A 24,893-nucleotide genomic window follows, 5' to 3' on the forward strand; every position below is an offset into this window, starting at 1 on the left:
TTAAGCCTGTTCCAACGAGGTTTCAACACGGGTGGCGGTGGCTGGGACTTTCCCGGCCGCTACCAGACGCTTGTGCTGCTCGGCTTCGATGCGCTCGATCACGTCGACCGGCACCATATAGCCCTGGTCATCACGTGCAGCGTGGATCACGAAGTACACCACGGTGCCGATCAGGCCGAAGGCCGCCAGCCACCAGATGTGCCAGATCATCGCGAAGCCGAACACGGTCAGCAGAGCACCCATGACCACACCGGTCGCGGTGTTGTTTGGCATGTGGATCGGCTCGTACTTGGCCGGAGCCTGGTACGCGGTACCGTTTTCCTTGGCTTCGGTGAACGGGTCGATGCTTTCCGCTTTTGGCAGCACAGCGAAGTTGTAGAACGGTGGTGGCGACGAGGTCGACCATTCCAGGGTATGGGCATTCCACGGGTCACCGTGGTCGCACATGTTCTCTGGCTTGTGGCGATCACGTACGCTGACATACAGCTGGATCAACTGGCAGGCGATGCCGACTGCGATCATCACCGCACCGAACATGGCGACGTACAGGTACGGCACCCACTCAGGGTTGGTGGTGGCGTTCAGACGACGGGTCATGCCCATGAAGCCCAGTACGTAGAGCGGCATGAATGCGACGAAGAAGCCGGTGATCCAGAACCAGAACGCTGCCTTGCCCCAACCTTCGTGCAGCTTGAAGCCGAACGCTTTAGGGAAGTAGAACGCGAAGCCTGCGATGTAGCCGAATACCGCGCCGCCGATGATCACGTTGTGGAAGTGAGCGATCACGAACAGGCTGTTGTGCAGTACGAAGTCAGCACCCGGGATGGCCAGCAGTACGCCGGTCATGCCGCCGATGGCGAAGGTCACCATGAAGCCCAGGGTCCACAGAACCTGGCTGGTGAAACGCAGACGGCCTTGGTAAATGGTAAACAGCCAGTTGAATAGCTTCACCCCCGTCGGGATCGAAATCAGCATCGTCGCCAGGCCGAAGAAGGCGTTGACGCTGGCACCCGAACCCATGGTGAAGAAGTGGTGCAGCCAGACCATGAAGCCCAGGATCGAGATCGCGCCGGAAGCGTAGATCATCGAGTGGTGGCCAAACAGACGCTTGCCGGTGAAAGTCGAGATGACTTCGGAGAAGATCCCGAACGCCGGCAGAATCAGGATGTAAACCTCGGGGTGACCCCAAGCCCAGAACAGGTTGACGTACATCATTGGATTGCCACCAAGTTCATTGGTGAAAATGTGGAAATCCATGTAACGGTCAAGTGTCAGCAGTGCCAGGGTAGCGGTCAGGATCGGGAACGAAGCGACGATCAGGACGTTGGCCCAGGTGCAGGTCCAGGTGAAGATCGGCATGTCCATCAGTTTCATGCCAGGGGTACGCATCTTCAGCACGGTGGCCAGGAAGTTGACCCCCGTTAGCGTCGTACCTAACCCGGATAACTGTAGCGCCCAGATGTAGTAGTCCATCCCTACGCCAGGACTGTATTGCAGGCCCGACAGCGGTGGATAGGCAACCCAGCCAGTCTTGGCGAATTCGCCGACGCCCAGGGACAGGTTGATCAGCACTACGCCGGATACCAGCAGCCAGAAGCTCAGGGAGTTCAGGAACGGATAGGCAACGTCACGCGCGCCGATCTGCAGCGGCACTGCAAGGTTCATCAGGCCGGTGAAGAATGGCATCGCCATGAAGATGATCATGATCACACCGTGGGCGGTGAAGATCTGGTCATAGTGTTCAGGTGGCAGGTAGCCAGGCGAACCCTCGGTGGCCATGGCCAACTGGGTACGCATCATGATGGCGTCGGCAAAACCGCGCAGCAGCATGACCATGGCGACGATGATGTACATCACGCCGATTTTCTTGTGGTCGACCGAGGTCAACCACTCGGTCCACAGGTAGGTCCACTTCTTGAAGTAGGTGATACCCGCGAACAGTGCCAGACCACCGAGCGCGATCATGGCGATGGTAATCATCACGATCGGTTCGTGGAACGGGACCGCTTCCCAACTTAATTTACCAAACATCGTTTACTCCTCTGCCCCGGCAGCTGAATGCGAACTCATGTCCATCCCTTCCATGTTGTGCGCCACTTCCTTCTCTTTCTTCTCGTGGTGCATCGGCTTGCCCGGTTTCATGCCTTCGTACTTGTCGACGATGATCTGGAACAGGTTCGGCGTGACCGAGGAGTAGAGCTCTACTGGGTTGTTCTGGCTTGGCTTGGCAAGGGCTTCGTATTCAGCTTTTTCCAGCTGTTTAGGTGCCTTTTTGACTTCGCTTACCCAGGCGTCGAAATTCTCCTGAGAAGTTGAGATCGCTTTGAATTTCATGCCGGTGAAACCTGCGCCGCTGTAGTTGGCAGAGATGCCTTCCATCTCAGCGTCACGGTTGGCAATCAGGTGCAACTTGGTCTGCATGCCGGCCATCGCGTAGATCTGGCCGCCCAGACCCGGGATGAAGAACGAGTTCATCACCGAGTCCGACGTCACCTTGAAGTTGACCGGGGTATTCGTCGGGAACACGATCTTGTTGACCGTGGCAATGCCCTGCTCCGGGTAGATGAACACCCACTTCCAGTCCAGCGCGACCACTTCAATGGTGATCGGCTTGACGTCGGACTCCAGCGGCTTGTAGGGGTCCAGAGCGTGGGTCGACACGTAGGTGACGTAACCCAGGGCAATGATGATCAGCACGGGAACTGCCCACACCGCGATCTCGATCTTGGTGGAGTGCGACCACTTCGGCGTGTACACGGCGTCAGTGTTGGTCGCGCGATATTTCCAGGCGAACAGGAAGGTCATGACGATGACCGGGACCACGACCAACAGCATCAGCAACGTTGCGGTGATGATCAGGTTGCGCTGCTCCAGGCCAACCTGGCCCGTTGGATTGAGCAAGGTCATGTTGCAGCCTGACAGCAGCAACGTGCCGATCAGCGGCAATAAGCCTAGTAGTCTGGGGTACCTGTTTTTACTCATCTCACGACCTCTAAAGCAGCTTGCGCAATGCAGTTGGGTTTTGATCGCCAACACTTCACCCTGCCAAGGGTTGGCATTTTTCTTGGATTGAATAAGGGCTGGCCGTCGCGCGTCAGACGCTGTTCGACAAATCCTGGGCCAGCGGTGAGTTCTTATTCGAATTCGTGGTCAAAGGCCTTGTTACAGACCAATTCCATTTGGTGCGGAAAATTGGAAGGCACCGACACCTGGGGAGTCGCATGAAGCTCTGGAGCTTCTCGACACCCTGTTCTGCTCTGGGGTGAGCAGTGCCGGGAATTCAGTGGTGGCGATTGTAGATATGTAACGTTTTATAAACCATGTCTCATCCCGAAATAATTTTTATCCATTCCAGCAACAATCATTCACGGTTTTCGCAAAAGCGCGCCATGGTATCGAAATACATTCTCAACAAAAACACCAAAAAATGTAGGTCTACCGGGCGCAGTTCAGACAGTATCGAATGCCAGGCGACCGCCCTCGACCTCGCTTTAGCCCCCATATGACAAGGGCTCTGGCGATTCGCCAAGGCCTGTTAAAACTGCCTGATCAAGGGTTTTTGGCTCTGCGCCTTTTAACTGCGATGCAGGCCAATTTTGTCGCGCAGAACTGCGCCAATCGGCCATATTGAAATGCTTTGCGACACTCGCGCTGTGACAACATGTCGCACACCTGTCGCACCCTTGGCTGTCACACATCACGCTCTTTTTACTTTTGGGCTGGAACGGACTTTGACCCATAAAAAATGCCCCGGCCTCTCAGCGAGGATCGGGGCATTTTTTGCAGGGCGGTTTGCCGGGAGGCGATTAAGCCTGGCGCAGGGCTCTGCGATTACGCATCGTCAGCAACGGTACCAGCACCACGATCAACACGAACGCCACCAGTGCCCATTGGGCCAGCGACAGTCCGAGAATCGGCGGATACGGTGTCGAACAGAAGCCATCGACCTGGAACCCCAACGGGAAGACCTTCGCCAGCGGCAGGCCATCGACAATCGGCTGCAGTACATCGATGCCACAACTGACCGCCGGGTAGAACTGGGTGTAGACGTGATGGCCGGCCACGGCGACGCCGGCCAGCGCACTGATCACCACCAGGGTTTCAAGTACAGTGATGCTGCGGCGAGTGCTCATCGCCGCGCCGATGAAGGCGAACACCGCGATCAGCAGCAATGCATAACGTTGCAGGATGCACAGCGGGCAAGGCGCCTCGCCCAGGACGATTTGCATGTACAGCGCACCACCGATCAGCGCCAGGCAGATGATGCCCAGCAACACCAGGTAGCGCCGCTCACGGCCCAACCGCATCGTTTCCTCGCTCATTGCGTTTCCCTTCTAGATATCGATTGACCGGAAGTCTACACGCTGGCCCGAGGCTTGGAGAGCCCTGGGGCGCATGGAATAGATGTCGGGGAATAAACGACAGGGCGGTTAAGAAGGGATTAACAGGGGATGCCGTTGTAGGAGCGAGCTTGCTCGCGAAAAACGCCGGGACAACGCATGCATTCAGACCGCTCGCGTTATCGTGACGTCCATCGCCAGCAGCCTGGCTCCCACATTGTCCTGCGTTGGAATGCAGTGAACTGTGGGAGCCAGCCTGCTGGCGATGCTGTTGATCAATCGCCGTAGATATCAGACTTGAAGTACTTCTCGGAAATCTTCAGGTATTCGCCATTGGCGCGAATCCCGTCGATCGCAGTATTCAGCTCGCTGACGAGCTCGGCATTGCCCTTGCGCACCGCGATCCCGGCGCCCTCGCCCACGTATTTCGGGTCCTTGAGCTCCGGCCCGACAAACGCATACCCCTTGCCCCGTGGCATCGAGAGGAAGTCATTCAACGGAATGGTGTCAGCGAAGATGGCATCAAGGCGACCGGCCGCCAGGTCCATGTAGATCTCTTCGTTATTGCTGTAGCGCTTGACGTTTACACCCTTGGGCTCGAACACCTCGGTGGCGTAGCGGTCGGTGGTGGTCGCCCGTTGCACGCCGACGTTCTTGCCCTTGAGGCTGGCGTACTGGTCATCCACGACGGCGCCGTCCTTCATCACCAGGCGCGACGAAGTGAAATAGTACTTGTGCGTGAAGTCGACGGACTTCTTGCGGTCTTCGTTGATAGTCATGGACGACAGGGCCATGTCGATCTTCTTCACTTTCAGCGAAGGAATCAGCCCGTCGAACTCGCCTTCGACCCACACGCACTTGGCCTTCATCTGCGCGCAGAGAGCGTTGCCGATGTCGTAGTCAAAACCGACGATCTCGCCCTTGTCGGTCTTGGAGGCAAACGGCGGGTAGGCCGCTTCGATGCCGATGCGCAAAGTTTTCTCGGCGGCGAACACAGAGCTGCACGCCAACAGGCTCAGGGCCAGACCGGTGATGAGGGGGAATTGCTTCATATTCGTTCTCTCGCGGGTTGTTGTTGGTTTGGCAAGACGGAAGAAAAAGCTGAAACGGGGGGCGGCCTTTTTTGTACTTATAATTCCATACTGGACTTTTGTGTACTGGGCGTCAATTGGGGGATTGGCCGGTGGTCGGGTGGGCATCGGGCAGGATTTTGCGGGTAGCGGATGGCCTCTTCGCGAGCAAGCCCGCTCCCACAGGGGAGTTTTGCCGTTCACAGCAATTGCATCCACCAAGATCCACTGTGGGAGCGGGCTTGCTCGCGAAGGCGGCATGACAACCAACGATAAAACAACAGACTCCAACTACTTCCAGCGATCCGCCGCCGCATGATCACTGTCCCGCCCTTCTACCCACCGCGGCCCGTCGCTGGTGTTTTCCTTCTTCCAGAACGGCGCACGGGTTTTCAGGTAGTCCATGACAAAGGCACAGGCGTCGAATGCCGCCTGGCGATGGGCACTGGCGGCGCCGACGAAAACGATCGGCTCGCCCGGTTCCAAGGCGCCGATCCGGTGCAGCACTTCCAGCTTGAGCAGCGGCCAGCGCTGTTCGGCCTCCAGGGCAATCTTGCCCAGGGCTTTTTCGGTCATGCCCGGATAGTGCTCAAGGAACATCCCGGCCACGTCCAGCCCGTCATTGAAGTCGCGCACATACCCGACAAAACTCACCACCGCCCCCACACCAACGTTGGCAGCGTGCATGGCGTTGACTTCAGCGCCCGGGTCGAACGCCGTGGACTGCACGCGAATAGCCATGCTCAGCCCCCGGTCACGGTGGGAAAGAACGCGACTTCATCGCCGTCACTCACCGGCTCATCAAGCTGGCACAGGTCTTCGTTGCGCGCGCACATCAGGTTCTGTTCGGTCAGCACCACAGCGCCGTCACGGCGGGCCAGCAGCTCGCGCACTTCGTCGACAGTGGCGAAATCCCCGGAAACCTGCAGCGAATCCACGCCCATCGCTTCACGGTAGCGGGCGAAAAACTTCACGGTGATGTTCATGGCTGTTCTGCCTGGAAATACCCGCTCTTGCCGCCGACCTTTTCCAGCAGGCGCACGCTTTCGATGACCATGCCGCGGTCCACCGCCTTGCACATGTCATAGATAGTCAAGGCGGCGACGCTGGCTGCAGTCAGGGCCTCCATCTCGACGCCGGTCTGCCCGGACAATTTGCAGCGCGCAACGATGCGCACGGTGTCGTCGCCTTCGGCGCTGAGCTCGACCTTGACGCCGGTGAGCATCAACGGATGGCACAGCGGGATCAGATCGCTGGTTTTCTTCGCAGCCTGAATACCGGCAATCCGCGCCACGGCGAACACATCACCCTTGGGGTGACCGCCGCTGACGATCATCTGCAGGGTGTCGGGCTGCATGCGCACCAGCGCCTGGGCCGTGGCTTCACGGAAGGTCACGGCTTTTTCGGTGACGTCGACCATGTTGGCGCGACCTTGGGAATCGAGATGAGTCAGCACGGGGTTACTCCTGATCAGGAGCACCGATTGTAAACCTGCGGGTCAATTTTTCGCACGCAAGATTACAAGACTACCGCCGAACACTGTAGGAGCTGCCGAAGGCTGCGATCTTTTGACTTTGGCTTTTTAAAAAACAAGATCAAAAGATCGCAGCCTTCGGCAGCTCCTACAGTTTGTCCGGCGTGAGATTTGGGCACAAAAAAACCGGGCGGTTTTCGGCCGCCCGGTTTCGGCAAAAGTTACAAATGCGTCTCTGCGTATTCAGCCAGGATCGAACGAGGCACCCCTTGCAGGGTGATGTGCACCCCATTCGGGAAGTCTTTGAAGCGTTCAGTCAAGTACGTCAGCCCGGAGCTGGTCGCGGACAGGTAAGGGGTGTCGATCTGCGCCAGGTTGCCCAGGCACACCACTTTGGAACCTGCGCCGGCACGGGTGATGATGGTTTTCATCTGGTGCGGCGTGAGGTTCTGGCATTCGTCGATCAGGATCAGGCTCTGCTGGAAGCTGCGACCCCGGATGTAGTTGAGGGATTTGAACTGCAACGGCACTTTGCTGAGGATGTAGTCGACGCTGCCATGGGTGTTTTCGTCATCCATGTGCAAGGCTTCGAGGTTGTCGGTGATGGCACCCAGCCATGGCTCCATTTTTTCCGCTTCGGTGCCCGGCAGGAAACCGATCTCCTGGTCCAGGCCCTGCACGCTGCGGGTCGCGATGATCCGGCGATAGCGTTTGCTGACCATGGTCTGCTCGATCGCCGCTGCCAGGGCAAGGATGGTCTTCCCGGAACCGGCCGCGCCCGACAGGTTGACCAGGTGGATGTCCGGATCGAGCAAGGCATACAGCGCCAGGCTCTGGTAAATGTCGCGCGGTTTCAGGCCCCAGGCTTCCTGGTGCAACAGGGGTTCCTGATGCAGGTCGAGAATCAGCAGCTTGTCTTCGTCGATCTCCTTGATCCAGCCGACAAAACCCTGCTCGTCGATGATGAACTCGTTGATATGTACCGCTGGCAGGTTGTCGATCATCCGCACCTGATGCCAGGTGCGGCCGTGGTCCTGGCGGGTTTCGACATTTTTCACCAGGTCCCAGAAGGAGCCGGTCATGTTGTGGTAGCCGTTGGGGAGCAGCGAAACGTCGTCGACCAGTTGGTCGGTGCTGTAGTCCTCGGATGCGATCCCGCAGGCCCGGGCCTTGAGGCGCATGTTGATGTCTTTGGTGACCAGCACCACCGGCAGCTTGGGCTCGCGCGCATGCAGGTCGATCAGCTGGTTGATGATGATATTGTCGTTCAGGTGTTCGGGCAGGATGATGTTCGGTTCGGCCCGCTTGCTCATCAGAATTGACAGCAGACCCTTGGGCCCACTTTTGCCCCGCTGGATCGGTACTCCCAGTTCGACGTCTTCAGGGCTGGCTTCACCCAGTGTCTTGTCGATCAGGCGAATCGCCTGGCGACATTCCGCAGCCACGCTGTGATGCCCGCTCTTGAGCTTGTCCAGCTCCTCAAGCACGGTCATGGGGATGGCGACGTGGTGTTCTTCGAAGTTGAGCAGTGCGTTTGGATCGTGAATCAATACGTTGGTATCGAGTACATAAAGGATTGGCTGGTTGGAGGAAGAACTACGTCCGTGATCATCCATACTCGGTCACCTTTGTGGGAGCCATTCGACGCAATACCATGACGGTGCTGCGCCTCGAAGTAGCCACCGAATTCACCTGCGAGGGATCAAGTGAACTGCACGCACAACTGGGTCTTGGGAGACGCCACCTGTGTTGCAGGTTTCGGCGGTCTGTCTTCGTAATACTCCAAAACAGGTGACAGGAAAAAGTACTTTGACGCTTTTTTGAAGTTTATTTTTCAGAGTGACGAAAAGCCCTTGGCGTGCAGGCAATGTGCCGTTAAAGTCGGAAGTCCGCCTGCATCGAAATTCATCGTAAATTCGCCGCACACCCAATGTTTACGGGCTTTTGTCCTATTCAGCGAAAACCGTCCTGACAGTCGTCCCAACCGATCCCGCTGGCTGCCGTTTGCGTGATCAGCCAGGGCAGCGCGGTTTTCACTGCGTCCTGCTTCACATTGAAATTGATCACGCCGTGACGCCACAGCAGCATCAGGCTCAGCACCCGCTGCCCAGCCTGATCGGCCTTGAGCTTGCCCGCCCCATCCTGGGCATCGATGTCCCACAGTGCCACCTGCAAACCCTGCGCCTTGAAGAAGCCCGCCGCGTCCGCCCGGCGCTGGCCGTCGGGTGGGCGAAACAGCGGCACGTAGTTCTCCGGCAGTTTGCTTTTGACCAGGTCGGCGCTGCGCCGGACCGAGTCCTGCCAATCCTGCCAGTGGCTGTGGGAGCGGAACTCCCAGCCCTGCACGCCGATGCATTGCTGTGAGTAAGTCGCCTGCAGGCTGGACACCGAACGCTCGGCGAGCCGCGCCTGGATGTCCTTGCCCAGCACGAAGAATGTGCCGTTGATGTTCGACTTGCGCAGGTACTCCGTTACCCAGGCAGTGTTGTCCGGGACGGCATTGGCGGCGCTGTCGAAAGTCAGCAGGAACAGCCGGTCATGCATGGCCTCGCCGTTGCGCTCATAGTCGCCGAAACGATCGACTTCACTGCTGGTCTGCGGGAACAGCGCAGCCTTGCGCAACAGCTCGTCAAGGTACTGCGCGTGGAACAGCCGGCTCGGCTCGGCCCACTTTATGTAGTAGCTGTCTTCGCTGACCTGAAACTTGGCGGCCTGTTCACGCAGGGTGGCCATGTCTTCCACCAGAAAGCAGAACGAGGCGTCCTGATCGCAGCTTTGCTGGGCGAAATTGTAATTGGCCAGCAGGCGTTGCCACAGGCGCTCGCGCAGGTGGTTGATGGCGTCCGCATTGATGGTGCGAAGGCCCAGGCGTTGCGCCAGGCCTGATTGGTCCGTGGACTCGCTGGCCAGCAACACGCGCGCGAACATGAGGATTTCCGCCCGTGACGCGACGTCGAACAGGGTCGGGTTATCGAGCTGTTCGGGCCAGGTGCTGCGGTCGAGCGTCGCCACCTCGCCGGGTGCCGCTGTGGCGCCGAGGCTGATGAGGCAGGCAAAGGCCAGAAAAACGATACGCAATGGGATGTCTCCATAACAAAACCCGCGCGGCACTATATATCGGGTAGATCAAAAGATCGCAGCCTCGCTTCGCTCGACAAAGCTCCTACAGGGACGTCACCCCAATCTTGAGTCAACTCGGTCCGTAGGAGCTGCCAAGTGAAACGAGGCTGCGATCTTGTCCCATGACACCACCGATCACCTATCACACCCATAGCTGGAGTCAACACGAACAACCCCCTAGAATCGCCCCCACGATTAAAGGAGACGACTTCATGCTGATGGTGATTTCCCCCGCCAAGACCCTCGATTACGAAACACCGCCGGCCACCCAGCGCTTCACCCAGCCGCAATACCTGGACCATTCCCAGGAACTGATCCTGCAATTGCGCGACCTCACGCCTGCGCAGATCAGTGAGCTGATGCATGTCTCCGACAAGATCGGCGGGCTCAACTCCGCGCGTTTCGGCAGCTGGACGCCCGCGTTCACCCCGGAAAACGCCAAGCAGGCATTGCTGGCCTTCAAGGGCGATGTCTACACCGGCCTGAACGCGCAGACTTTCAGCGAAGCCGATTTCGACTACGCCCAGGACCATCTGCGCATGCTCTCTGGCCTTTACGGTCTGCTGCGTCCACTGGACCTGATGCAACCCTATCGTCTGGAAATGGGCACCAAGCTGGCAAACGCCCGAGGCAAGGATTTGTATGCGTTCTGGGGCACGCGCATCAGCGAATGGTTGAACGAAGCCCTGGCCGACCAGGGCGATGACGTGCTGCTGAACCTCGCCTCCAACGAGTACTTCTCGGCGGTAAAACGCAGCGCCCTCAACGCGCGCATCATCAATACCGAGTTCAGGGACCTGAAAAACGGCCAGTACAAGATCATCAGCTTCTACGCGAAAAAAGCCCGCGGGATGATGAGCCGGTTTGTCATCGAAGAGCGCATCAACGACCCGCAAGCGCTCAGGCAGTTCGACGTTCAGGGCTATCGTTTCAGCGCCGAGCAGTCCAAACCGGACAACCTGGTGTTCCTTCGCGATCACGCTCCCGAGTGATCCACATGGACGGCGCACACCCCTCGTGCGCCGTCGTTTGATCGTCTGACAATACCCCCCGCCTTTCGTCGACTATTTGGCGCCAAAAATCAAGCACCCTTTCCTTTAACTTTTGTTTCACTCGACGCAGGTGTTTTTTTTCAGTAGTGGCACTGAAAATATTTCTCTGTAGTGGCAAAAAACTATCTCCGTCGATTATCCGCCTTTATATAAAGGGCGAGACGGCAAGTGCTATCAATATGAGAGCAGTGCCATCTTTGTCAATATTTCAAGAAATTTCAGGTTTCGCGATCGGCGGACCGGAACTATGTCCAAATACGTCGTTCATACCACCGGTAACGATTATCCGTGAGGTTGTACGAGATAACTTACGCAGATAAGGGATTCATGCAGCGAAGTTGTCACATTAACTAACGCTAACTAATCGCTCATTTTGGCAACATCGAAAGGATTGGAGATAAGGCCACACTGTTATCCCCCAACGGCCAAGGCTGCGCCCCTATAAACGTGCTCACCTGAGCACCCAACCGCTTGATTTACTGGCCTTTAGCCTGGATTCGAGCGCGCAAGATCCTTGCACGAAGCTCCTCTGAACCGAGGGTCCGCTGCATAACAGGGCAAGCCATAACAATAAAGCCTGGTTGCGCACATCTTGAGTGCACTTATTTAGCCACTCGGAACTTATATGCCTGTACGCGGCACTGCGGCGCCTGTATGCCGTACTTCCGAGTGCACTTTGACCGCTGAACACCATTAACTCCGGCCATGTAATGGCTTGATAAAACACAGAGGTAATTTGCGATGCGCATCAGCATATTTGGTTTGGGTTACGTGGGCGCTGTCTGTGCCGGCTGCCTGTCTGCACGGGGCCACGACGTGGTTGGCGTCGATGTTGCCAAAGACAAGATCGATATGATCAACGCCGGTAAATCACCGATCGTTGAGCCGGGTCTGGGCGAACTTCTGCGCAAGGGCATCGATACCGGCAAATTGCGCGGCACGACCAACTTCGCCGAAGCGATTCGCGACACCGACCTGTCGATGATCTGCGTCGGTACGCCGAGCAAGAAAAACGGCGACCTGGAACTCAACTACATCGAGGCCGTGTGCCGCGAGATCGGTTTTGTCCTGCGTGACAAGACCACCCGCCACACCATCGTGGTGCGCAGCACGGTTTTGCCGGGCACTGTCGCAAACGTTGTCATCCCGATCCTCGAAGACTGCTCCGGCAAGAAAGCCGGTGTTGACTTCGGCGTTGCAGTGAACCCTGAGTTCCTGCGTGAAAGCACCGCGATCGCCGACTACGACCTGCCGCCAATGACCGTCATCGGCGAGTTCGACAAAGCCTCGGGCGATGTCCTGCAGTCGCTGTACGAAGAACTCGACGCGCCGATCATCCGCAAGGACATCGCCGTCGCCGAAATGATCAAGTACACCTGCAACGTCTGGCACGCCACCAAGGTGACCTTCGCCAACGAGATCGGCAACATCGCCAAGGCGGTCGGCGTTGATGGTCGTGAAGTGATGGAAGTGGTCTGCCAGGACAAGACGCTCAACCTGTCCCAGTACTACATGCGTCCAGGCTTCGCGTTCGGCGGCTCCTGCCTGCCAAAAGACGTGCGCGCCCTGACTTTCCGTGCCGGTTCCCTGGACGTCGAAGCGCCGCTGCTGAACTCGCTGATGCGCAGCAACGTGTCGCAGGTGCAGAACGCGTTCGACATCGTCTCCAGCCACGACAAACGCAAAGTCGCCCTGCTGGGCCTGAGCTTCAAGGCCGGCACCGACGACCTGCGCGAAAGCCCGCTGGTAGACCTGGCCGAAATGCTGATCGGCAAGGGTTACGACCTGAGCATCTACGACAGCAACGTCGAGTACGCCCGTGTCCACGGTGCAAACAAGGATTACATCGAGTCGAAGATCCCTCACGTCTCGTCCTTGCTCAACTCCGACTTCGACGACGTGATCAACAACTCTGACGTGATCATCCTCGGCAACCGTGACGAGAAATTCCGCGCCCTGGCGCAGAACGCCCCGCACGGCAAGCAGGTGGTCGACCTGGTGGGCTTCATGTCCCAGGCCACCAGCGTCGCAGATCGTACCGAAGGTATCTGCTGGTAACACACAGGATTTCTGGCATCACCCAGATTGGGTGGTGCCAGTTTCCACAAGCCTGCCTTAACCCCATCGGGCCACCCCACAGGCTCGCCCGAGATCGAGACGGATGCAGATTATGCACAGGCTAAAGCACGGCCTACTTCAGGCCGCCGGTTGGCTGTTTTACCTCAGTATCTTGATGGGCATCGCCATGGCGTTGCCTGTGTCCACGTTTGACTCCGAGTCGAAGGACTTTATCTTCCTGATCGGTATCGTCGGTATCTGGCGCTACTCGATGGGTGCCACGCACTTCCTGCGCGGCATGCTGTTTCTGTACGTGGTCTACCCGCACCTGCGGCGCAAAGTGCGCAAGCTGGGCAAGGCGGCAGACCCGTCCCACGTATTCCTGATGGTCACCAGTTTCCGCATCGACGCCCTGACCACCGCCCAGGTGTACGCCTCGGTGATTCGCGAAGCGATCGACTGCGGCCTGCCAACTACCGTGGTCTGCTCCATCGTGGAAATGTCCGATGAGCTGCTGGTGAAAAGCCTCTGGTCGCGGATGAACCCGCCAGAGCGCGTCAAGCTCGACTTCGTGCGCATTCCCGGCACCGGCAAGCGAGATGGCCTGGCTTACGGTTTTCGCGCCATCTCCCGGCACATGCCGGATGACCGCGCCGTGGTTGCCGTGGTCGATGGCGACACCGTGCTCGCCGAAGGTGTAGTGCTCAAGACCGTGCCGTGGTTCCAGCTGTTCGGCAACGTCGGCGGCCTGACCACCAACGAGTTCTGCGAAGTGCGCGGCGGCTACATCATGAGCGAATGGCACAAGCTGCGCTTCGCCCAACGCCACATCAACATGTGCTCGATGGCCCTGTCCAAGCGCGTGCTGACCATGACCGGGCGCATGTCGGTATTCCGCGCCACCGTGGTCACCGACCCGGACTTTATCGCCGACGTGGAAAGTGACTCACTGCAACACTGGCGCCTGGGCCGCTTCAAGTTCCTCACCGGTGACGACAAGTCGAGCTGGTTCAGCCTGATGCGCCTGGGCTACGACACGTTCTACGTGCCCGACGCGGCGATCCACACCGTGGAACACCCGCCGGAAAAAAGCTTCATCAAGGCCAGCCGCAAACTGATGTTCCGCTGGTACGGCAACAACCTGCGCCAGAACGCTCGCGCACTGGGCCTTGGGGTAAAACGCCTCGGCCTGTTCACTTCGGTGGTGCTGTTCGATCAGCGCGTGTCGATGTGGACCTCGCTGCTGGGCCTGACCGTGGCGATCATCGCCTCGTTCAAGTACGGCACCGCGTTCATCCTGGTGTACCTGCTGTGGATCGGCATCACCCGCCTGATCCTGACCCTGTTGCTGTCCTGCTCCGGGCACAAGATCGGCCCGGCCTACCCGGTGATTCTCTATTACAACCAGATCGTCGGCGCGCTGGTGAAGATCTACGTGTTCTTCCGCCTCGACCAACAATCCTGGACTCGCCAGGACACCAAATTGACCCGTGATCTCGCCAGCTTTCAACGTTGGTTCAACACCTGGTCGTCTCGGACCATGACCTTCTCCGCCGGCAGCATTTTTGTCGCCGTGCTGCTGATGATGGTCTGACCGCCCCCTTATTGAATTAACCAGGAAATTGCCTCTATGAATACCGCCGTCAACGCCAACGTAGTGCACGAATCTGAAGCCCAGCGCCAGCACGCCCGAGTGAAAATCCCGGCCAAGCTGCGCTTCTTTGGTCCGGACCGGACCCCGGTTGAAGCGCGAGTGCTCGACCTCTCCGCCGGCGGCCTGGCCTTCAACGCCGGCCAGTTGCCGCTGAAAATCGGTGACGTGCACAAGGCCCGTCTGCAGTTCGTCATCGACAACCTCGGGCTGGCCATGGACGTCGAGCTGCAAGTGCGCTCCTTCGATCGCCAGACCGGTCGCGCCGGTTGCCAGTTCCAGAACCTGGAACCGCAAGACATCTCGACCCTGCGCCACCTGATCACTTCGCACCTGGCCGGCGACATCGTCAGCATGGGTGAAGTGCTGGCAACGCTGCAGCGCGACAACTTCACCAAGGCGCGCAAGATGAAGGATGGCGGCCACGGCATGACCCCGTTTGGGCGTTTGCGTGCGGTGACTTTCAGCCTGGCGATTTTCCTGGTCGGCCTGGCGGCGTTCGGTTTCATCTTCAAGTCGGTGTACGGCATGTACTTCGTCAGCCACGCCCAGGCCGGTCTGGTCAGTGTGCCGGGCATGAACATCACCATGCCGCGCGACGGCACCGTGCAAAGCCTGGTGAAAGCAGACGGCATCGCCGCCAAAGGCGCGCCGCTGGCGACTTTCAGCACCAGCATGCTCGATGTGCTCAAGGGCCATCTGGACGAAGACCAGCTGCAACCGGCCAAGGTTGAAGAGCTGTTCGGCAAGCAAATGACCGGCACCCTGACCTCGCCGTGCGACTGCACCGTGGCGCAGCAACTGGTCGGCGACGGTCAGTACGCCAGCAAGGGCGATGTGATCTTCCAGCTGGTACCGCGTAACAGCGAAGCCAATGTCGAAGCGCGCTTCTCCTATCGCCAGTTCAGCGACGTGCGTCCAGGTACCCCGGTCAGCTTCCAGATCGCCGGCGAAGACAAGACTCGCACCGGCAAGATCGTCAGCAGCAGCAGCCTGAAAAGCGCTGACCTGTCTTCCGACATCCGCGTACTGATCCAGCCGGACGAGCCGCTGGACAGCAAGTTCGCCGGTCGCCCGGTTGAAGTGAACAGCGACCGTGGCCCGAATCTGAACTGGCTGATCGACAAAGCCATGGCTGCTGGTCTTTAAGTCGAGGACATGCCTGTGATGACTCCAAACCTCAGAACACCGCAATCCCTGTGGGAGCGGGCTTGCTCGCGAATGCGGTTTAACATTCAGAATCAATGCTGGCTGACCCACCGCTTTCGCGAGCAAGCCCGCTCCCACATGGGATCACTGTCGGCAGTAGCTTTGGCGGTTAGCCTCGCTGGCTGCGCCGGCCTGCCCGACCAGCGCCTGGCCAACGAAGCCCTCAAGCGCGGTGACACCGCGCTGGCCCAGCAGAACTACAAGCAGCTCGCCGATCTCGGCTACAGCGAGGCCCAGGTTGGTCTCGCCGATATCCAGGTCGACAGCCGTGACCCGGCGCAGATCAAGCAGGCCGAAGCGACTTACCGCGCGGCCGCCGATGTCTCGCCACGGGCCCAGGCCCGCCTGGGTCGCCTACTCGTGGCCAAGCCTGGCTCCACCGAGGCCGAGCAGCACGAAGCCGAAGGTCTGTTGAAAAAGGCCTCGACCGCCGGCGAAGGCAATACGCTGATCCCGCTGGCCATGCTGTACCTGCAATACCCCCACAGTTTCCCCAACGTCAACGCGCAACAGCAGATCAGCCAGTGGCGCGCCGAAGGCAAACCGGAAGCCGGTCTGGCCCAGGTGCTGCTGTATCGTACCCAGGGCACTTACGACCAGCACCTGGACGAAGTCGAGACCATCTGCAAAGCCGCGTTGAACAGCACCGACATTTGCTATGTCGAGCTGGCCACGGTCTACCAGAAACAGGCCAAGCCCGAGCAGCAAGCCGAGCTGATCAAGCAAATGCAAGCCGCCCATGCCCGTGGCACGGTTTCCGCGCAGCGCGTGGACAGCGTGGCCCGCGTACTCGGCGACGCCACCCTCGGTACCACCGACGAGAAAACTGCCCAGTCGCTGCTCGAAGGCATCGCTCCCGGCTACCCCGCTTCCTGGGTCAGCCTGGCGCAATTGCTTTACGACTTCCCGGAACTGGGTGACGTCGACACCATGATGAAGTACCTGGACAACGGCCGTGCTGCCGATCAGCCGCGCGCCGAGTTGTTGCTGGGCAAGCTCTACTACGAAGGCAAGATGGTCCCGGCCGACGCCAAAGCTGCTGAAGAACACTTCCAGAAAGCCGTCGGCCGCGAAGTCGCCGCCGATTACTACCTCGGGCAGATCTACCGCCGTGGTTACCTGGGCAAGGTCTATTCGCAAAAAGCCCTGGATCACCTGCTGACCGCTGCGCGCAACGGCCAGAACAGCGCCGACTTCGCCATCGCCCAGCTGTTTTCCCAAGGCAAGGGCACCAAGCCCAACCCGCTTAATGCGTACGTCTTCAGCCAGCTGGCCAAGGCTCAGGACACCCCGCAAGCCACCGAGCTTGCGCAAACACTCGAAGCCCAACTGCCGCCTGCCCAACTCGCCGAGGCCCAACGCCTGTTGAAACAGGAACAGGCCGTTCGCGGATCCTTGAGCCAGAACACGCTGCAACTGCACGCCCTGCAAGAAGAAGACGGCGAGGAAACCCTATGAAGCTCAATCCATTCGTCCAGGCCGGTATCGGCCTGACATTTGCCTTGCTCTGGTCCTGCCCGACCCTGGCCGCACTCACCGACACCAAGAACTACGGCCTCGACGTAAAAATCACCGGCCAGTCCGAAGACGACCGTGACCTGGGTACCGCCAGCGGCGGCGACGTCAGCGGCGTCGGCCTCGACCTGCGTCCGTGGATCTATGGCGAAAGCGGCGCGTGGAGCGCCTACGCCATGGGTCAGGCGGTGACGTCAACCGACATCATCGAAACCGACACCTTGCAGCAGTCCGACAACGATGGCACCCAGACCACCGACAACGGTGATCGCAAGACCAGGAAAAACTACCTGGCCATGCGCGAGTTCTGGGTCGGCTACAGCGGCCTCACGCCCTACCCGGGCGAGCAGTTGAAGCTCGGTCGCCAACGCCTGCGCAACGACGATGGCCAATGGCGTGACACTAATATCGAAGCCCTGAACTGGACCTTCGATACCACCCTGTTGCGCGCCAACGTCGGCGTCGCCGAACGCTTCAGCGAGTACCGTACTGACCTGAAGGAGCTCGCTCCGAAGGACAAGGACCGGATGCACGCCTACGCCGATGCCGCGTATCAGTGGACACCGGGCAACTGGGTCGGCGTTCGTGGTCACCACACCCACGACGATGGCAAGCTCGACTACCCGGAACCGGGCGTGGCGGGCGATTCGCTGGACAAGAAACAGAACGGCGACATCAGCTGGCTCGGCCTCACCGCCCACAGCGACGCCTATAACTATCGCAACACCAACACCCTCAACTACTGGGGCAGCATCACCGGCATGAGCGGCGACACCGACACGGTGAATGCGCTGAATGCCGATGGCACCCGTCCCGCGGAAGCCAAGCGCGGTGAAGACCTCAACGGCTGGGCCACCGACATCGGTGTGCGCCTGCGCCTCGACCAGCAATGGCAAGTCGGTGCCGCCTATGCCCGCGCCAGTGCCGATTACGAACAGAACGGCCTGGAAAGCAACCGCTCGAACTACACCGGTACCCGCTCGCGCGTGCATCGTTTCGGCGAGGCGTTCCGCGGCGAAATGAACAACATGCAGACCGCGACGTTGTTCGGTTCGTGGATGCTCAACGACGAATATGACGCCAGCCTGATCTACCACAAATTCTGGCGCGTCGACGGCAACAAGCCGGTCGGCAGCAACGGCATCAATGCCGTGCAGAACGATACCGACGACGTCACCGGCGCCGTGCTCTCCAGCACTTCCCTGCCGCTGGAAGACGGCAACAAGGACCTGGGTCAGGAGATGGATCTGGTGGTCACCAAGTACTTCAAGCAAGGCTTGCTGCCGGCGTCCCTGAGCCAGTCGATCGACGAACCTTCGGCGCTGGTGCGCTTTCGTGGCGGCGTATTCAAGCCAGGCGATGCCTACGGCAAGGACGTCGACTCGTACATGCACCGTGCGTTTATCGACGTGATCTGGCGCTTCTGATGGCAATTGCGAAGGGAGTGCCCGACATGAACTATCCGAAGCGAGGTTCGCTTACCTTGCTGGCCGGCGCGATGCTGCTGGCCAGTTCGGCCGCCTTCGCCAGCGCGACGCCGACGACCAAGCCGGTGACGATGGGCAAGGAACTGCAACAGGCTAAGACCTACACCGTCACCAGCGCGCCAACCGCACCGCTGGAGCTGGAAAAACCGACGTTGCCGGACACCTCCGGCTACACCGCCGAAGCCATCGCCGCGAAGATCGTGCGCACCAAGGCCGGCAAAGTCAGCGTGCGCCGGATGATGCAGGAAAACGCCCTGAAGGACTTCATCGGCGGTGATAACAAGATGGCCGAATGGGTGGTGCGTCAGCACGGTATCCCGCAGGCGATCTTCATCGACGACGGCTACATGAACCTCAAGGACCTGGCGAAGAAGCTGCCCAAGCAGTACTTCAGCGAGACCTCGCCGGGTGTGTACCTGGCGAAGTTGCCGATCGTGGTCGGGGAGAAAGGCATCCTCGAAATCGACCAGCAGACCCAGGAACTGCGCCTGTCCCAGGAGGCCGGTTCGTTCCTGGTCAACGATGGCCAGCTGTTCGTGCGCGATACCAAAATCACCGGCTGGCGCGAGAAGGACAACGGCCCGGCGACCTTCAAGTCGCCGAAGGAATTTCGTCCGTTCCTGCTGTCCTGGGGCGGCACCGAGACCTACATCGCCAACAGCAAGATCGCCAGTTTCGGCTACGCCAACAGCAAGTCCTATGGCGTGAGTATTTCCCAATACACGCCGAACATGGCCAAGGTGCTCAAGCGCCCTGAACCGAGCGGCTGGATCGTCGGCTCCGAGTTCTCGGACATGTGGTACGGCTTCTACTGCTACGAAACCCGCGACTTCGTGGTCAAGGGCAACACCTACAAGGACAACATCGTCTACGGCATTGACCCGCATGACCGCTCCCATGGACTGATCATCGCCGACAACACCGTCTACGGCACGAAGAAGAAGCACGGGATCATCATTTCCCGTGAGGTCAACGACAGCTTCATCTTCAACAACCGCAGCTACGACAACAAGTTGTCCGGCCTGGTGATCGACCGGAACAGCGTCAACAACATCATCGCCTACAACGAGATCTACAAGAACCACACGGACGGCATCACCCTCTACGAGAGTGCCGACAACCTGCTGTGGGCAAACAAGGTGATCAGCAACCGTCGCCACGGCATCCGCATTCGTAACAGCGTGAACATCCGCCTCTACGAAAACCTGTCGATGGCCAACGGCCTGACCGGCGTCTACGGGCACATCAAGGACCTGACCGACACCGATCGTGACATCAAGCTCGACCCGTTCGACGCCCAGGTGTCGCTGATCATCGTCGGCGGGGAACTGGCCGGCAATGGCAGCGGCCCGCTGTCGATCGACTCGCCATTGAGTGTCGAGCTGTACCGCGTGTCCATGCTCGCCCCGACCAAATCCAGCGGCATCAGCTTCAACGGGATTCTTGGCGAGCGCCAGGATGAAATTCTCGACCTGCTGGTGCGCCAGCAGAAAGCCGTGCTGATCGACCCTGTCGAACGCCAGACCGAACTGCAGGACTGAGGATAATTTTATGCACCCACACTTGATCAAATTACTCAGCCTGTCGGGCCTGACCCTCGGCATTCTCGCCGCCAGCCATGGCGTGCGGGCCGACGAACTCAAGGCGCAAGCGTTTACCGCCGAACCTTGCTGCAACCTGTGCCCCGAAGCCCATGACGCGAAGAACTACACCACGCGCTACCAGCAGAACTTCACCACGCTGGTACAGGCCCAGGGCGACTGGCTGTTCCGGACCCAGGAAGACCTGCGGACCGAATTCGACACCACGCCAGCAGGCTACAAGCGCATGCAGCAACTGCACGATGCGTTCAAGAGCAAAGGCGTCGAACTGGTGGTCGTCTACCAGCCGACCCGTGGCCTGGTGAACCGCAACAAGCTCAACCCGGAAGACAAGGCCAGGTTCGATTTCGACAAGGCGCTGAAGAACTACAAGACCATGCTCGGGCGCTTCGCGCAGATGGGCTACGTAGTGCCGGACCTGTCGCCGCTGACCAACGAGTCGCTGCCCGACACCCTGCCCGCCCACGATTTCTACTTCCGCGGCGACCAGCACTGGACGCCGTATGGCGCCCAACGCACGGCGAAAATCGTGGCCGAAAAGGTCAAGCAGATTCCGGCCTTTGCCGACATTCCCAAGCGTGAATTCGAGACCCACAAGTCGGGCCGCATGGGCAAGACCGGAACATTACACAATATGGCCGGTCAACTCTGCGGTACCAGTTACGCCGTCCAGTACATGGATCAATTCACCACGGAACCCAAAGGCGAAGCCGCCGATGGTGATCTGTTCAGCGACTCCGGCAACCCGGAGATCACCCTGGTTGGCACCAGCCACAGTGGCAAGAACTACAACTTCGCCGGTTTCCTCGAAGAGGCCATCGGCGCCGACATCCTCAACGTGGCGTTCCCCGGCGGTGGCCTGGAAGGTTCGATGCTGCAGTACCTGGGCAGCGAAGAATTCCAGACCAAGCCGCCGAAGATCCTGATCTGGGAATTCTCGCCGCTTTATCGCCTCGACCAGGAAACCATCTACCGCCAGATGATGGCGCTGCTGGACAACGGTTGCGAAGGCAAAGAAGCACAGATGACCGGCAGCACCACGTTGAAACCGGGCAAGAACGAATTGATGGTCAACAGCAAAAACCTGAACCTGCAAAACGGCAGCCATCAGGTCGACATCCGGTTCGCCGATCCATCGGTGAAAACCCTGCAAGCCACCCTCTGGTACATGAACGGTCGCCACGAGGACATCAAGATCGATAAACCGGAAACATCCGACACCGACGGGCGTTTCGCCTTCGAGTTGCGCACGGACGAAGACTGGGCCTCGCAGAACCTGCTGGCCGTCGAAGTCCAGGGCCCTGAAGCCGGTGCCGCGCCACAGAAAGTCGAAGCGAAAATCTGCAAACGCAACGTGTTCCCTGGCGCTGGGCAGCGTACCGCTCAAGCCGGGCAATGAGGTTACCTCTTATGACATGCATGCAATCGCGAACGTTGAAAAAGTTACTCGCTCCCTCCCTGCTGACGCTGGCGATGTTCGCCGGCGCGACCCAGGCCGCCGCGCCGCTACGTCCGCCACAGGGTTACTTCGCGCCGATTGAAAAAGTCAAAACCGGCGACGCCAAAGATGGCTGCGACGCGATGCCGACGCCCTACACCGGCTCGCTGCAATTTCGCAGCAAGTACGAAGGCTCCGACAAGGCCCGTTCGACCTTGAACGAGGCATCGGAAAAAGCTTTTCGCGAGACCACTGCCGACATCACCAAGATCGAGCGCGGCACCAGCAAGCGCGTGATGCAGTTCATGCGCGATGGCCGTCCGGAACAGCTCGAATGCACGCTGAACTGGTTGACCGCCTGGGCCAAGGCCGATGCGCTGATGTCCAAGGATTTCAACCACACCGGCAAGTCCATGCGCAAATGGGCGCTGGGCAGCATGGCGTCTTCGTACATCCGCCTGAAGTTCTCCGACTCGCATCCGTTGGCGAACCATCAGCAGGAGTCGCAGTTGATCGAAGCCTGGTTCAGCAAGATGGCTGATCAGGTGGTCAGCGACTGGGACAACCTGCCGCTGGAAAAAACCAACAACCACTCGTACTGGTCCGCCTGGTCGGTGATGGCAACCTCCATCGCCACCAACCGCCGCGACCTGTTTGACTGGGCAGTGAAGGAATACAAGGTCGGCGCCAATCAGGTCGACAAGGACGGTTTCCTGCCTAACGAAATGAAGCGCCAGCAACGCGCCCTCGCCTATCACAACTACGCGCTGCCACCGCTGTCGATGATCGCCAGCTTTGCGTTGGTCAACGGTGTCGACCTGCGCCAGGAAAACAACGGCGCACTGAAACGCCTGGGTGATCGAGTACTGGCAGGGGTTGAAGACCCGGAAGAATTCGAGAAGAAGAACGGTAAAGAGCAGGACATGACCGACCTCAAGGTCGACTCGAAATTCGCCTGGCTCGAACCGTTCTGCTCGCTCTACACCTGCTCGCCGGAGGTGCTTGAGAAGAAACATGAAATGCAGCCGTTCAAGACTTTCCGTTTGGGGGGTGACCTGACCAAGGTCTACGACCCGGCCAATGAAAAAGGCAAGGGCTCGTAGAGCCAAATACATAACCCTGTAGGAGCTGCCGAAGGCTGCGATCTTTTGATCTTGCTTGTAAAGATCAGGATCAAAAGATCGCAGCCTTCGGCAGCTCCTACAGGGTCAGTGTCGAGTTTGAGTTTTGTGAGTTAGCCCCCCGGTTTTTCGGTGGGGGGTTTGGGGGGGCCGTTGGCCCTTGACTGTTGGTTAAAAACGGAGAGACCGGGATGGTATTTTCATCCAACGTGTTCCTGTTCTTGTTCTTGCCGATCTTTCTCGGCATGTACTACCTGAGCGGAATACGCTATCGCAACCTGCTGCTGCTGCTTGCCAGCTATGTGTTCTATGCCTGGTGGCGAGTGGACTTCCTTGCACTGTTCGCAGCGGTCACGCTGTGGAACTACTGGATCGGCCTCAAAGTCGGCGCCGCCGGTGTGCGCACCAAACCGGCCCAGCGCTGGCTGCTGCTCGGCGTGGCGGTCGACCTGTGCATTCTCGGCTACTTCAAGTACGCCAACTTCGGCGTCGACAGCATTAACGCGATGATGACTTCGGTCGGCCTGTCGCCGTTCATCCTGACTCACGTGCTGTTGCCGATCGGTATCTCGTTCTACATCTTCGAGTCCATCAGCTACATCATCGACGTGTACCGCGGTGATACCCCGGCCACCCGCAACCTGATCGACTTCGCGGCTTTCGTGGCGATCTTCCCGCACCTGATTGCCGGGCCGGTCCTGCGTTTCCGTGACCTCGCCGATCAGTTCAACAACCGCACCCACACCCTCGACAAGTTCTCCGAGGGCTGCACGCGGTTCATGCAGGGTTTCATCAAGAAAGTCTTCATCGCCGACACCCTGGCGGTGGTCGCCGATCACTGCTTCGCCTTGCAGAACCCGACCACAGGCGACGCCTGGCTCGGCGCCCTGGCCTACACCGCGCAACTGTATTTCGACTTCTCCGGCTACAGCGACATGGCCATCGGCCTGGGCTTGATGATGGGTTTCCGCTTCATGGAAAACTTCAAGCAGCCGTACATCAGCCAGTCGATCACCGAGTTCTGGCGGCGCTGGCACATCAGCCTGTCCACCTGGCTGCGTGATTATCTGTACATCACCCTGGGCGGTAACCGCAAAGGCACGCTGATGACCTATCGCAACCTGTTCCTGACCATGCTGCTCGGTGGTCTGTGGCACGGTGCGAACATCACCTACATCATCTGGGGTGCGTGGCACGGCATGTGGCTGGCGATCGAGAAGGCCCTGGGCCTGAACACTTCGCCGCGCAGCATCAACCCGATCCGCTGGGCCCTGACGTTCCTGCTGGTGGTCATGGGCTGGGTCATCTTCCGCTCGGAAAACCTGCACGTCGCCGGCCGCATGTACGGCGCCATGTTCAGCTTCGGCGAATGGTCGTTGTCCGAACTCAACCAGGCCAGCCTCACCGGCCTGCAAGTGGCAACCCTGATCGTGGCCTACGCCACCCTGGCGTTCTTCGGCATTCGTGATTTCTACAGCAACCAGCCACCGGTCAAGAGCACGCCTGAAGTCAGCGCAGAGGCCGATGGCCCAGCCGCTGCCACCCCGGGAATGATCAAGGCGGTACCGGGCGACAACCCGGGCAGCATTCACCAGCCTGGCTACACCGTCGGCGTCGAAGCCCAGGTGCAACCGGCCTACTGGAGCGCTGACTGGTCACGCTATGTGATGCGCGGCCTGATCCTGCTGCTGTTCATCGCCTCGATCTTCAAACTTTCGGCGCAAAGCTTCTCGCCGTTCCTTTACTTCCAGTTCTGA

General features: G+C 59.1%; 19 protein-coding genes. 10 read left to right on the plus strand and 9 right to left on the minus strand.

What is annotated here, in order from left to right; translation table 11 throughout:
* The 9 genes from cyoB to ACYZTK_RS10745 form a co-directional block, all read right to left on the minus strand.
* The gene (cyoB, locus tag ACYZTK_RS10705; RefSeq protein WP_462014403.1) at positions 1-2,031 is read right to left on the minus strand and encodes a cytochrome o ubiquinol oxidase subunit I; all 2,031 of its coding nucleotides are present in this window, start codon (positions 2,029-2,031) and stop codon (positions 1-3) included.
* Between the two features lie 3 nt (positions 2,032-2,034).
* The gene (gene cyoA, locus ACYZTK_RS10710; protein ID WP_462014404.1) at positions 2,035-2,982 is read right to left on the minus strand and encodes a ubiquinol oxidase subunit II; all 948 of its coding nucleotides are present in this window, start codon (positions 2,980-2,982) and stop codon (positions 2,035-2,037) included.
* Between the two features lie 824 nt (positions 2,983-3,806).
* Entirely contained in the window at positions 3,807-4,322 is a 516-nt protein-coding gene (locus tag ACYZTK_RS10715) for a disulfide bond formation protein B (RefSeq protein WP_462014405.1), read from the minus strand.
* A gap of 293 nt (positions 4,323-4,615) precedes the next feature.
* Complete coding sequence (locus ACYZTK_RS10720; RefSeq protein WP_462014406.1) at positions 4,616-5,392, minus strand: ABC transporter substrate-binding protein; 777 nt, start codon at positions 5,390-5,392, stop codon at positions 4,616-4,618.
* Between the two features lie 309 nt (positions 5,393-5,701).
* On the minus strand, positions 5,702-6,151 hold the full coding sequence (gene moaE / locus ACYZTK_RS10725; RefSeq protein ID WP_462014407.1) for a molybdopterin synthase catalytic subunit MoaE: 450 nt from the start codon (positions 6,149-6,151) through the stop codon (positions 5,702-5,704).
* A gap of 2 nt (positions 6,152-6,153) precedes the next feature.
* Entirely contained in the window at positions 6,154-6,396 is a 243-nt protein-coding gene (moaD, locus tag ACYZTK_RS10730; RefSeq protein ID WP_462014408.1) for a molybdopterin converting factor subunit 1, read from the minus strand.
* Complete coding sequence (gene moaC, locus ACYZTK_RS10735; protein ID WP_462014409.1) at positions 6,393-6,866, minus strand: cyclic pyranopterin monophosphate synthase MoaC; 474 nt, start codon at positions 6,864-6,866, stop codon at positions 6,393-6,395. The genes moaD and moaC overlap by 4 nt, the downstream gene beginning before the upstream one ends.
* Positions 6,867-7,105: 239 nt before the next feature.
* Positions 7,106-8,500, minus strand: a complete 1,395-nt coding sequence (locus tag ACYZTK_RS10740) for a PhoH family protein (protein ID WP_045062722.1) — start codon at positions 8,498-8,500, stop codon at positions 7,106-7,108.
* Between the two features lie 337 nt (positions 8,501-8,837).
* A complete protein-coding gene (locus ACYZTK_RS10745; protein ID WP_462014410.1) occupies positions 8,838-9,962 on the minus strand; it encodes a polysaccharide deacetylase family protein in 1,125 nt (374 codons plus the stop codon).
* A 254-nt stretch (positions 9,963-10,216) separates the two neighbouring features.
* On the opposite strand from ACYZTK_RS10745, the gene yaaA reads away from it, so the two are divergent.
* From yaaA to ACYZTK_RS10795, 10 genes are all read left to right on the plus strand, one after another.
* Complete coding sequence (gene yaaA, locus ACYZTK_RS10750) at positions 10,217-10,996, plus strand: peroxide stress protein YaaA (RefSeq protein ID WP_462014411.1); 780 nt, start codon at positions 10,217-10,219, stop codon at positions 10,994-10,996.
* 801 nt (positions 10,997-11,797) lie between these two features.
* On the plus strand, positions 11,798-13,114 hold the full coding sequence (locus ACYZTK_RS10755; protein WP_266010488.1) for a nucleotide sugar dehydrogenase: 1,317 nt from the start codon (positions 11,798-11,800) through the stop codon (positions 13,112-13,114).
* A 112-nt stretch (positions 13,115-13,226) separates the two neighbouring features.
* Positions 13,227-14,708, plus strand: coding sequence for a mannuronan synthase (gene alg8 / locus ACYZTK_RS10760; RefSeq protein WP_462014412.1), 1,482 nt, complete (start codon positions 13,227-13,229; stop codon positions 14,706-14,708).
* A 36-nt stretch (positions 14,709-14,744) separates the two neighbouring features.
* Positions 14,745-15,914, plus strand: a complete 1,170-nt coding sequence (locus ACYZTK_RS10765) for a PilZ domain-containing protein (RefSeq protein WP_462014413.1) — start codon at positions 14,745-14,747, stop codon at positions 15,912-15,914.
* 138 nt (positions 15,915-16,052) lie between these two features.
* On the plus strand, positions 16,053-17,432 hold the full coding sequence (algK, locus tag ACYZTK_RS10770) for an alginate biosynthesis TPR repeat lipoprotein AlgK (protein WP_462014888.1): 1,380 nt from the start codon (positions 16,053-16,055) through the stop codon (positions 17,430-17,432).
* Complete coding sequence (locus tag ACYZTK_RS10775; protein ID WP_462014414.1) at positions 17,429-18,916, plus strand: alginate export family protein; 1,488 nt, start codon at positions 17,429-17,431, stop codon at positions 18,914-18,916. Before algK ends, ACYZTK_RS10775 begins: the two co-directional genes overlap by 4 nt.
* Positions 18,917-18,942: 26 nt before the next feature.
* Positions 18,943-20,517: a mannuronan 5-epimerase AlgG gene (gene algG, locus ACYZTK_RS10780; RefSeq protein ID WP_462014415.1), complete on the plus strand. Its 1,575-nt coding sequence runs from the start codon at positions 18,943-18,945 to the stop codon at positions 20,515-20,517.
* A 10-nt stretch (positions 20,518-20,527) separates the two neighbouring features.
* Complete coding sequence (locus ACYZTK_RS10785) at positions 20,528-21,976, plus strand: alginate O-acetyltransferase (protein ID WP_462014416.1); 1,449 nt, start codon at positions 20,528-20,530, stop codon at positions 21,974-21,976.
* Positions 21,977-21,987: 11 nt separating this feature from the next.
* Positions 21,988-23,118: a mannuronate-specific alginate lyase gene (locus ACYZTK_RS10790; RefSeq protein ID WP_462014417.1), complete on the plus strand. Its 1,131-nt coding sequence runs from the start codon at positions 21,988-21,990 to the stop codon at positions 23,116-23,118.
* Between the two features lie 209 nt (positions 23,119-23,327).
* On the plus strand, positions 23,328-24,893 hold the full coding sequence (locus tag ACYZTK_RS10795; RefSeq protein WP_462014418.1) for an MBOAT family O-acyltransferase: 1,566 nt from the start codon (positions 23,328-23,330) through the stop codon (positions 24,891-24,893).

This window comes from Pseudomonas sp. LB3P31 (assembly GCF_054897945.1).

Excerpts from the sequence above, each read along its gene's own strand:
- cyoB (WP_462014403.1), bottom strand. The coding sequence starts at position 2,031 with ATGTTTGGTAAATTAAGTTGGGAAGCGGTCCCGTTCCACGAACCGATC.
- cyoA (WP_462014404.1), bottom strand. The coding sequence starts at position 2,982 with ATGAGTAAAAACAGGTACCCCAGACTACTAGGCTTATTGCCGCTGATC.
- ACYZTK_RS10715 (WP_462014405.1), bottom strand. The coding sequence starts at position 4,322 with ATGAGCGAGGAAACGATGCGGTTGGGCCGTGAGCGGCGCTACCTGGTG.
- ACYZTK_RS10720 (WP_462014406.1), bottom strand. The coding sequence starts at position 5,392 with ATGAAGCAATTCCCCCTCATCACCGGTCTGGCCCTGAGCCTGTTGGCG.
- moaE (WP_462014407.1), bottom strand. The coding sequence starts at position 6,151 with ATGGCTATTCGCGTGCAGTCCACGGCGTTCGACCCGGGCGCTGAAGTC.
- moaD (WP_462014408.1), bottom strand. The coding sequence starts at position 6,396 with ATGAACATCACCGTGAAGTTTTTCGCCCGCTACCGTGAAGCGATGGGC.
- ACYZTK_RS10740 (WP_045062722.1), bottom strand. The coding sequence starts at position 8,500 with ATGGATGATCACGGACGTAGTTCTTCCTCCAACCAGCCAATCCTTTAT.
- yaaA (WP_462014411.1), top strand. The coding sequence starts at position 10,217 with ATGCTGATGGTGATTTCCCCCGCCAAGACCCTCGATTACGAAACACCG.
- ACYZTK_RS10755 (WP_266010488.1), top strand. The coding sequence starts at position 11,798 with ATGCGCATCAGCATATTTGGTTTGGGTTACGTGGGCGCTGTCTGTGCC.
- alg8 (WP_462014412.1), top strand. The coding sequence starts at position 13,227 with ATGCACAGGCTAAAGCACGGCCTACTTCAGGCCGCCGGTTGGCTGTTT.
- ACYZTK_RS10765 (WP_462014413.1), top strand. The coding sequence starts at position 14,745 with ATGAATACCGCCGTCAACGCCAACGTAGTGCACGAATCTGAAGCCCAG.
- algK (WP_462014888.1), top strand. The coding sequence starts at position 16,053 with ATGGGATCACTGTCGGCAGTAGCTTTGGCGGTTAGCCTCGCTGGCTGC.
- ACYZTK_RS10775 (WP_462014414.1), top strand. The coding sequence starts at position 17,429 with ATGAAGCTCAATCCATTCGTCCAGGCCGGTATCGGCCTGACATTTGCC.
- algG (WP_462014415.1), top strand. The coding sequence starts at position 18,943 with ATGAACTATCCGAAGCGAGGTTCGCTTACCTTGCTGGCCGGCGCGATG.
- ACYZTK_RS10785 (WP_462014416.1), top strand. The coding sequence starts at position 20,528 with ATGCACCCACACTTGATCAAATTACTCAGCCTGTCGGGCCTGACCCTC.
- ACYZTK_RS10790 (WP_462014417.1), top strand. The coding sequence starts at position 21,988 with ATGACATGCATGCAATCGCGAACGTTGAAAAAGTTACTCGCTCCCTCC.
- ACYZTK_RS10795 (WP_462014418.1), top strand. The coding sequence starts at position 23,328 with ATGGTATTTTCATCCAACGTGTTCCTGTTCTTGTTCTTGCCGATCTTT.